Genomic DNA, 8,689 nt, shown 5'->3' on the forward strand with positions numbered 1-8,689 from the left:
CGACGATATCCGCGAGCTATCCCAAGAGGAACTCGCAGATATCGACGGGATCGGCAACGCGCTTGCAGCCCGTATCAAGGCCGACGTCGGCGACCTCGAGGTCGCTTCCGAGACGGAGGCCGAGGTCGAAGACGAGACGCCCGAGGTGGCTGAGGAAGCCGACGAGGACGTCGAGACCGAACTGCGACCCCGAGGGCTGGCCGACAAGACCCCGGATCTCTCCAAGGAGGAAGAGCGGCTGCTCACGCAGCGAAAACGCGTTGGCAATCCGCAGTTTAATCGGCAGGACTACCACATGAAAAAGCGGACGCCGGAGTCGTGGCGTCGCCCCCGCGGCGCGCTGTCGAAGCAGCGCCGCGGCGTCAATGGCAAAGGGCCGAAGGTCAAGCCCGGCTACCGGACGTCGAAGGCTGTCCGCGGCCGTCACCCGAGCGGTTTCGAGGAGGTCCGCGCCGAGAATACGGACGATCTCGAGGGCGTCGACGGCGACCGCGAGGCCGTCCGAATCGGCTCGACGGTCGGCGCGCGCAAGCGCGAGCGCATCGAAGAGCAGGCCGAGGAGGCGGGCATCCGCGTCCTCAATCCGACCTACGTCGAAGTGGAGGTCGAGGAATGACTGATCTGAAAGCACAAAAGCGGCTCGCCGCGGACATCCTCGACGTTGGGGAGAACCGCGTCCGGTTCGATCCGGACGAACAGGCCGAGATTGCCGACGCGATCACGCGCGACGACGTACGTGAGTTGATCGATTCGGGGATCGTCGAGGCCAAGACTGCGACCGGAAACTCCCGCGGCCAGGCCCGAAAGCGACAGGAGAAACGCGCATACGGACACCAGAAGGGACACGGCTCCCGGAAGGGTCGCTCCGGCGGGCGGCAGAGCGACAAGGAGGACTGGCAGAGCCGGATCCGCGCACAGCGCCGCGAGCTTCGCGAGTTGCGCGACACCGGCGAGATAGACAGGTCACAGTATCGCGAACTGTACGATCAGGCCAGCGGTGGCGAGTTCGACAGCGTCGCGGACCTGAACCGATACATAACGGAAACCTACGGAGAACAATAATGGCGACAGGACCACGATACACGGTGCCGATGCGGCGTCGCCGCGAGGCCCGAACGGACTACCATCAGAGGTTGCGCCTGCTGAAATCCGGCAAACCACGCCTGGTTGCTCGCAAGAGCAACAACCACACCAGGGCGCAGCTGATCGTGACGGGCGTCGACGGCGACGAGACGGTTGTCGAGGCCACCTCGGAGGACCTCCCAGCGTTTGGCTGGGAGGCCCCGACGGGGAACCTGCCCGCCGCGTACCTGACCGGCTATCTGGCCGGTCTGCGCGCGGTCGAGGCGGGACTCGAGGAGGCGGTCCTCGATATCGGACTCAACACCGCGACGCCCGGCAACAAGGTGTTCGGAGTACAGGAAGGTGCAATCGACGCGGGGCTGGAGATTCCGCACAGCGAGGACGTCTTCGCCGATTGGCAGCGGACTCGCGGGAGTCACATCGCCGACTACGCGGAGACGCTTGAGGAGGGTCTCTACTCGGGCGAGTTCGACGCGACGGAGCTTCCGGCCCACTTTGACGAGGTGCGAGAGCGCCTGGAGGATGAATTATGAGCAACGGATGGGAGCCGCGAACGCGGCTCGGACAGAAGGTGGCAGACGGCGAGGTATCCTCGATGCAGGACGCGCTGCAGTCGGGGCTCCCGCTGAAGGAACCGGAAATCGTCGATCAGCTCCTGCCGGGGCTGGAAGACGAGGTGCTGGACATCAACATGGTCCAGCGCATGACCGACTCGGGCCGGCGCGTGAAGTTCCGGTGCGTCGTCGTCGTGGGGAACCGCGACGGCTACGTCGGCTACGCGCAGGGCCGCGACGATCAGGTCGGCGGCGCAATCCAGAAGGCGATCGAGGTCGCAAAGATGAATATCATCGACGTGCCGCTCGGTTCGGGATCCTGGGAGGACCGCCCGGGCGGGCGGAACTCGTTGATGCGACGGACGACCGGCAAGGCCGGCTCCGTCGAGGTCGAACTCGAACCCGCACCGCGCGGGCTCGGGCTTGCCGCGGCGCCGACGGTTCGACACGTGCTCGAACTCGCCGGCGTCGAGGACGCCTGGACGAACTCCCACGGTAACACCCGGACGACGCTCAACCTGGCGAAGGCGACGTACAACGCCCTGCAGAACGCCTCCGAGTCTCGGACGCCCGAACACACCCGGAAGATCCGACAGGAGGCGAACGAATGAGAGCGATCGTTCAGCTTCGCGGCGAGGTGAATCAGAGCGAGGCCGTCCACGACACGCTCGGCATGCTCAACCTCCACCGCGTCAACCACGCGACGCTGATCCCGGAGACAGACACCTACGAGGGGATGGTGACGAAGGTCAACGACTGGGTCGCCCACGGCGAGCCCTCGGTCGAGACCGTCGCGTTACTGCTTGAAACCCGCGGCGAACCCGCAGAGGGTGACGCCGATGTCGACGATGCGTGGATCGCGGAGCACACCGACTACGCCGACCTCGGGGCGCTGGCCGAAGCGCTCGCCGACGAGGAGACGACGCTGCAGGCCGAGGGGCTCGCCCCGACGCTGCGGCTGCACCCGCCTCGCGGCGGTCACGACGGCATCAAACATCCGACCACGGAGGGCGGACAACTCGGCCCACATACGACAGCTGAGATCGACGAACTACTGGAGGCGATGCGATAATGACTTCCAAGAAACGACGACAACGCGGCTCCCGGACGCACGGCGGCGGCACGCACAAGAACCGGCGCGGAGCCGGCCATCGCGGCGGCCGTGGGAACGCGGGCCGCGACAAACACGAGTTCCACAACCACGAACCGCTGGGTAAATCCGGATTCAAGCGACCCCAGAAGACCCGTCGGGACATCGAGACGGTCAACCTGCGCGAACTCGACGAGGACATCGCGATCCTCGCCGAGGACGGCGTCGCCGAGGCGACGGACGACGGCTACGCGATCGACGCCCGCGACCTCGTCGACGACGGCCACGAGGCCGACGTCGTGAAGATCCTTGGCGCGGGGCAGGTGTACAACGAACTCGAGGTCGTCGCGGACGCGTTCTCCGAGAGCGCGACCGACGCGCTCGAGACGGCTGGCGGCGAGGCCGTCCTCTCGGACCGGGGCGAGGAACTCGAGGCTGAAGCCGAAAAAGACACAACCGACGAGGACAACGAGGAAGCGTAAATGAGCTGGAAGGAGGCCGCCGAACCGGTACTCACGCGGCTGCCCGCCGTCAAACGGCCCGCCAAGCACGTTCCGTTCAAGCGGAAGATCGGCTGGACCGCGGGCGTGCTCGTGCTGTACTTTTTCCTGACGAACGTCGGGATCTACGGGCTCGGGCAGAACTCCGATATCTTCGGGCAGTTTCGGACGATCCTCGCGGGCGCACAGGGATCGATACTGCAGGTAGGGATCGGCCCGATCGTCACAGCGTCGATCGTGCTACAGCTGCTCGGCGGGGCGGACCTGCTGGGGCTGAACACGGAGGAGAACCCTCGGGATCAGGCGCTGTATCAGGGCCTCCAGAAGCTGCTCGTCATCGTGATGACCACGCTGACCGCCCTGCCGATGGTGTTCGCCGGCTTCCTGCAACCCAGCACACAGATCGCCAACTCGCTCGGCATCTCGACGTCGGCGCTCGGGTGGATCATGTTCCTCCAGATCTTCATGGGCGGAATGTTGATCCTCTACATGGACGAGATCATCTCCAAGTGGGGTGTCGGGAGCGGTATCGGGCTGTTCATTATCGCCGGCGTGAGCCAGCGGCTTATCGGCGGATTCTTCGCCTGGAACGGCCTCGGCACGGGATACGTCGGCTTCTTCCCGCGGTGGGTCGGCATCCTCACCGGCGATGTCGAGATGGGCCCGGTGTTGACGCGGACTGGCCTGTTCGATCTGTTCTTGGGTCCCGGCGAGTTGCTCGCGTTGGTCACGACGCTTCTCATCTTCGGGGTTGTCGTCTACGCGGAGTCCGTCCGGGTGGAGATCCCGCTCAGTCACGCCCGCGTGAAGGGCGCTCGCGGTCGCTTCCCGGTGAAGCTGATCTACGCGAGCGTCCTGCCGATGATCCTCGTTCGAGCCCTGCAAGCGAATATCCAGTTCCTTGGCCGCATTCTCAACGCCCAATGGGCGGGGATGCCGGCTTTGCTTGGTGATTACGCCGGCACCGAGGGCGGTTTCGCCGAACCGACCGGCGGGCTGTTCTACTATCTCGCGCCCATCTACTCCCCGCAGGACTGGATGTGGTGGCTCGGTGAGACCGCCGCCGCACCCTGGAAGATAATGCTCCGGGTCGGCGTTGACCTGACGTTCATGATTGTTGGCGGGGCCATCTTCGCCATCTTCTGGGTCGAGACGACCGACATGGGCCCGCGCGCGACTGCGCGGCAGATCCAAAACTCCGGGATGCAGATCCCCGGCTTCCGGCAGTCGCCGGGCGTCACCGAAAAAGTGCTCGAACGCTATATCCCGCAGGTCACCGTCATCGGCGGTGCCCTCGTCGGACTGCTCGCTGTCATGGCGAACATGCTCGGCACGATTGGACAGGTGTCCGGGACCGGACTCCTGCTCACCGTCTCTATCACCTACAAGCTCTATGAGGAGATCGCCGAAGAGCAGATGATGGAGATGCACCCGATGATGCGCCAGATGTTCGGAGACTAACGCCGAACATCCGCACTTTTTGACGGGCAAATCATCCCGTTGATCACGTCTGCAACGAACTCCAGCTCGTCAGGCGGTACCGTTCCGAACGGAGGAGTATCACGGAGGGCACCAGCCGGGATCGCAAAACGGGGGCCACCCGCTCCACGTGAAGGGCCGCAACGAGTTGACGTTGCGCTACTCGACGGTCGGTGCCGACTCGTCCGATCGACCCGGAGGTTGGATTTCGATCTCGAGGTCTGGCTCGCCGACGCCGTCGAAGTCGATTTTCAATTCTACCGGCGTCCCGAAGGCGAAGGGGAGTTCCCACTCGTCCGCGGTGATCGTCAGTTCCTCGCCGTCCCGAAACTGTTCGCCGAGTTCGATCAGGAGCGTGTCGGTCGACTCGGTGAGGAGCCGGTACTCCTCTTCCGTCTCATCCGGGTCGTCGTTCGGTCGTCGTCCGTCGATTGGTCCACGTCCGACATGGCTCTATTTGTACCAGCACAAAAAGGTGCGCATACGTCACCGTACAGGCGAGTGCCCGGCCGTGTCGGGGTCGAACGCGCCCGGGGCCGTTCACCGGTCGTTCCGCGTCACGATGTCCGGGCTCTCCCTGAATGCGAGATGCGTCGCCACGTCAAGCGTGTCCTCGGCATGGCGCGCGCTACGTTCGAGAAGAAGATGGACTCGATGGAGTGCGAGCAGCGGCCCCGGCCGTTCGGCTTCGAGGTGATCGATGGCGGCCGCCGAGCGATCGTGAAACCGGTCGATCCGCTCGCGGGCCGTTGTCACCCTGGCGTACTCCGGATCGACGACCGACTCTCGGACTGTTTCGGCGGCCGCGTCAAGAGCCACGTGGACCGACTCAATCCCCTCGGCGATCTCGTCGCTCAGGGGTTCGTTCACCCGATCGGCGGCGATCGAGGCGATATCGTCCGCGATTCCGGCCATCAGGGCGACGTCCTGTGCGGCAGATCGGTAGCCGATGAGTGGAAAGCCCGTGCCGACGCCGACGGCCTGGTTGAGGCGGGGATTCCGATAGGTAGTAAACACGAGCCTGAGAAACAGCGAGAACAGTTTCTCGAGTTGCGGGCTCCGGTTTTGCGCGCGCCGGGCAGCCGCGGGGTCGGCCTCCAGCAGGGCGTCGATGGCGCTCGATCGGATCGTCGCCTCGGTCCGTCCGAGTCGGCCGAACAGCGTCGGCAGGTCAAAGTCGTCGGGATCGACAGAACAGCGGATGGTGATGTGAGTAGCCGACTCCTCGACGACACCGAGGCCCATCAGCCGGCGTTCGGCGTCAAGAACAGCGTCGTACTGACCGGGGGTGAGCCCGTCTTCGGCCGCGATGCGAATGAACCCCCGGCCGAGCACGTACTGTGTGACGACCGCCCGCGAGAGCGCGTCGGCGCTCATCTTCCCGGCGGTGATAGTGGTCTCAGCCTCCATAAGTGCGGGACGCTCCGGGGTGACGAGCAACGAGTTGCCGTTCTCGTCCCGCTGGACAATGAGTTCGTCGCCCTTCTCGAGGTTATGATGGCGCGCCCACTCTGCGGGCACCGTCACGGCGAGCGTCGAGGAGCCGAGTTGCTGGGCTTTCCGACGAATGCGCAGGTCGTCGCCCTTCATCGACGACACCACCGAAGTAAAATATGCGATACCATTTCGATATGGAAAGCCACGTTCCTCGCCCGTATAAACTTCTTGGTGGATGTTCAAACAGATATATACGCTATAAGCGAACCAATTCGAACCGGGATCGGCCGGTCACTCGTCGTCGTTCTCGCCGCTCGCGACGACGGTACGCCGTCCGTCCGGGTCGAGTTCTCGTACGCCGTAGCTGTCCTTCGTGGCGTAGGCCACGACGACAAAGGCGACGAGGCTGACGGCCGCCGCGATGAACGTCGGTAGTCCGTCGAAGGACGCGGTGAAGATGTCGTTCTCGATGTACAACAGCGTGTTCTCGTAGGCGTACGTCGTCGGAACAAGCACGAACAGGATCAGCCGCGTCGCCGAGCCGCCGACCATCGACGCCAGCGCGGCGGGGGTGTTGGCCATCTCCGACCAGTAAAGCCCCAACACCAGCGGGACGAAGGCCCCGGCAAGCATGATATCGAAAGCCAGCACAAGCAACATCCCGGTGGCCGAGACCCGGATTGCGAAGAAGATCCCGAGCAGCGTGATCGGGATCGACATCAGGCGGGTGACCGTGAGCAGCCGATCGCTCTCGGTGTCGAGCAGGTCGTCGTCCGACCCGCCGTCGGTCGCAACGGCCGTGCTCTCGTCGACGCGGATGTTCCCGATGTTGCGGGCGATGACCGCGGAGGTGCCCAAGATTGCGCCGTCGCTCGTCGAGAACGACGCCGCAAGGATGCCGGCGATGACGAGTGCGCCAAGCCACGGCGGCACCGCGTTCTGCAACAGCGCATAGAGAACAGCTTGGTTGCCGGCTTCGACACCGAGTGAGGCGAGGATCGGGTTGGCCGACAGCGCGACGACCGAGAAGGGGACGCCGATGATGAGCGTACCGGTCGCACCGATGAAACACGCTTTCCGTGCGGTTTCGGGGCTATCAGCCGCGAAGACCCGCTCCATGAAGTCGATAGCGACGATATCGCCCAACCCGAGGGCAACGATCGTTGCGAGGTTGATGTAGGCACCCTGGCTCGGGTCGGTCAACTGGCCGACGTTCGTCGGTCCCATTCCCTCGGGGATAGTGATCCCGTACTGTGTCGTAACAAACACGATGAGCGCGATCGATCCGACGAATGCCACGCCAGCCTGCAGGAAGTCGGTGTAGGCGACGGAGAACAACCCCCCAGCGACTGTGTAGGCGAGGACGAGCGCGGCGATAAGGAACACACCGACTTGGAAACTCGTCCCGACGAAGATCTCGAAGAGGAACCCACCGGCGACGAGGTTCCCTGCCAGAAGGAACGCGTAGGCGATAGACATAATGATGCTGGCGAGCACCTCGGCGGTCCGGCCGTACTTTCGCCGATAGAAGTCCGGCAGCGTCGTGAGGTTCATTCGGTTCATCGGCTTTGCGAAGAACAGGCCGGTGAGGAACAGACACAGCGCCAAGCCGACCGGTAGCGCAGCGCCGGCCCAGAACCCAAAGGAAGCGACCAGATCGGTGTTGCCGAGCGTCGCGTTCGAATCGAGCGACTGAGCCATCAGCGTCGCCGCCGCCAGCGGGAGAATGAGCCCCCGGCCGGCGACGATGTAATTGACGCTGTCGCCTTTGACTTTTCGGGCGACATAAAACCCGATGCCCAACATCGTGACGATGATGGCTGCGATCCCGTAGAGGATGACGCTCATTGGCTTCGTTCCCCCTTCGGCCCGAGCGCATCTATTAGGTATTTGTCTATCTCGACGGGATTATTCCGTTTTTTCGCGTGCATATTGTCGACATAGATGGAAATTCATTCATCAATGAAAAGCTCTGGCCTGTATTTGTATATTTACTTGTGTAGCGAGGATGTACACATGAAATATCGATGTCTGTGCGGGTGTGTATATACACCTTGTACACCGAAGCGTCGAAACGAACGGCGACGACTCGCTCGTACGGATGATTGTACCGGACTGTTGGTGAGCAAGAGCACTGCTTCGGTCCGGCATTCGCCGGTGACCGGCCGCACAGTCGGGTCAGAGACGGGGCAGCCGCGACCGCGTCGAACTCGACTCGACGGGAAGTTCACGCCATCTGAGCAGGTTGCGCTTAAACGCCCGGTAGCTCAACGCCGCCTCCCGCGGCGCGAAGACGACGATAGCGAAGGGTTCGGGGATGGACCGTCTGTCGACCGGCGTCAGGCCGGAGATGGATTCGGGGGTCGTGTGAGAGTGATAAAAGACGCGTGGCGGCGGCGGCGCCCGGTCGTCGACGGTAGTCTCAAAACGGCGCCTCGGGGACGGGGAGTCGTTAACGACTGGGACGTGTCCGGTGGCACGGAGTCGGTCACCGCAGCGAGCGCATCGAAGGAATCCGCCGGCCTCGTGCGGGTGGGCGGCGGCGA

11 protein-coding genes are annotated in these 8,689 nt (G+C 63.9%); 7 read left to right on the plus strand and 4 right to left on the minus strand.

Annotated elements, in window-relative coordinates:
• From ACI944_RS08325 to secY, 7 genes are all read left to right on the plus strand, one after another.
• The coding region (locus ACI944_RS08325; RefSeq protein WP_411718591.1) for a 50S ribosomal protein L32e at positions 1–616 on the plus strand (616 nt) is incomplete at its 5' end.
• Complete coding sequence (locus ACI944_RS08330; RefSeq protein ID WP_411718592.1) at positions 613–1,062, plus strand: 50S ribosomal protein L19e; 450 nt, start codon at positions 613–615, stop codon at positions 1,060–1,062. The genes ACI944_RS08325 and ACI944_RS08330, both read left to right, overlap by 4 nt.
• On the plus strand, positions 1,062–1,616 hold the full coding sequence (locus tag ACI944_RS08335) for a 50S ribosomal protein L18 (protein ID WP_411718593.1): 555 nt from the start codon (positions 1,062–1,064) through the stop codon (positions 1,614–1,616). The genes ACI944_RS08330 and ACI944_RS08335 overlap by 1 nt, the downstream gene beginning before the upstream one ends.
• Positions 1,613–2,248 carry a 30S ribosomal protein S5 gene (locus ACI944_RS08340; protein WP_411718594.1) on the plus strand — a complete coding sequence of 212 codons (636 nt, stop codon included), beginning with the start codon at positions 1,613–1,615 and terminating at the stop codon, positions 2,246–2,248. The genes ACI944_RS08335 and ACI944_RS08340 overlap by 4 nt, the downstream gene beginning before the upstream one ends.
• Positions 2,245–2,709, plus strand: a complete 465-nt coding sequence (locus ACI944_RS08345) for a 50S ribosomal protein L30 (RefSeq protein ID WP_411718595.1) — start codon at positions 2,245–2,247, stop codon at positions 2,707–2,709. The genes ACI944_RS08340 and ACI944_RS08345 overlap by 4 nt, the downstream gene beginning before the upstream one ends.
• Positions 2,709–3,209 carry an uL15m family ribosomal protein gene (locus ACI944_RS08350; protein ID WP_411718596.1) on the plus strand — a complete coding sequence of 167 codons (501 nt, stop codon included), beginning with the start codon at positions 2,709–2,711 and terminating at the stop codon, positions 3,207–3,209. The genes ACI944_RS08345 and ACI944_RS08350 overlap by 1 nt, the downstream gene beginning before the upstream one ends.
• Positions 3,210–4,688 carry a preprotein translocase subunit SecY gene (secY, locus tag ACI944_RS08355; RefSeq protein WP_411718597.1) on the plus strand — a complete coding sequence of 493 codons (1,479 nt, stop codon included), beginning with the start codon at positions 3,210–3,212 and terminating at the stop codon, positions 4,686–4,688.
• Between the two features lie 177 nt (positions 4,689–4,865).
• Here the strand turns inward: secY and ACI944_RS08360 are convergent, their stop codons facing one another.
• The 4 genes from ACI944_RS08360 to ACI944_RS08375 form a co-directional block, all read right to left on the minus strand.
• Positions 4,866–5,138: an amphi-Trp domain-containing protein gene (locus ACI944_RS08360; RefSeq protein ID WP_411718601.1), complete on the minus strand. Its 273-nt coding sequence runs from the start codon at positions 5,136–5,138 to the stop codon at positions 4,866–4,868.
• Between the two features lie 108 nt (positions 5,139–5,246).
• Positions 5,247–6,296, minus strand: coding sequence for an AbrB/MazE/SpoVT family DNA-binding domain-containing protein (locus ACI944_RS08365; protein ID WP_411718598.1), 1,050 nt, complete (start codon positions 6,294–6,296; stop codon positions 5,247–5,249).
• Between the two features lie 138 nt (positions 6,297–6,434).
• Positions 6,435–7,991 carry a sodium:solute symporter family protein gene (locus ACI944_RS08370; protein WP_411718599.1) on the minus strand — a complete coding sequence of 519 codons (1,557 nt, stop codon included), beginning with the start codon at positions 7,989–7,991 and terminating at the stop codon, positions 6,435–6,437.
• Between the two features lie 330 nt (positions 7,992–8,321).
• Positions 8,322–8,689, minus strand: a 368-nt coding sequence (locus tag ACI944_RS08375; protein ID WP_411718600.1) for a hypothetical protein, incomplete at its 5' end; no start/stop codon positions are given.

Origin of the sequence: Natronomonas sp. (assembly GCF_046710025.1) — an archaeon.
GTDB lineage: Archaea > Halobacteriota > Halobacteria > Halobacteriales > Haloarculaceae > Natronomonas.

Coding starts and splice junctions, on each gene's coding strand:
- ACI944_RS08370 (WP_411718599.1), bottom strand. CDS start 7,991: ATGAGCGTCATCCTCTACGGGATCGCAGCCATCATCGTCACGATGTTG.
- ACI944_RS08350 (WP_411718596.1), top strand. CDS start 2,709: ATGACTTCCAAGAAACGACGACAACGCGGCTCCCGGACGCACGGCGGC.
- ACI944_RS08345 (WP_411718595.1), top strand. CDS start 2,245: ATGAGAGCGATCGTTCAGCTTCGCGGCGAGGTGAATCAGAGCGAGGCC.
- ACI944_RS08365 (WP_411718598.1), bottom strand. CDS start 6,296: ATGAAGGGCGACGACCTGCGCATTCGTCGGAAAGCCCAGCAACTCGGC.
- secY (WP_411718597.1), top strand. CDS start 3,210: ATGAGCTGGAAGGAGGCCGCCGAACCGGTACTCACGCGGCTGCCCGCC.
- ACI944_RS08340 (WP_411718594.1), top strand. CDS start 1,613: ATGAGCAACGGATGGGAGCCGCGAACGCGGCTCGGACAGAAGGTGGCA.
- ACI944_RS08330 (WP_411718592.1), top strand. CDS start 613: ATGACTGATCTGAAAGCACAAAAGCGGCTCGCCGCGGACATCCTCGAC.
- ACI944_RS08335 (WP_411718593.1), top strand. CDS start 1,062: ATGGCGACAGGACCACGATACACGGTGCCGATGCGGCGTCGCCGCGAG.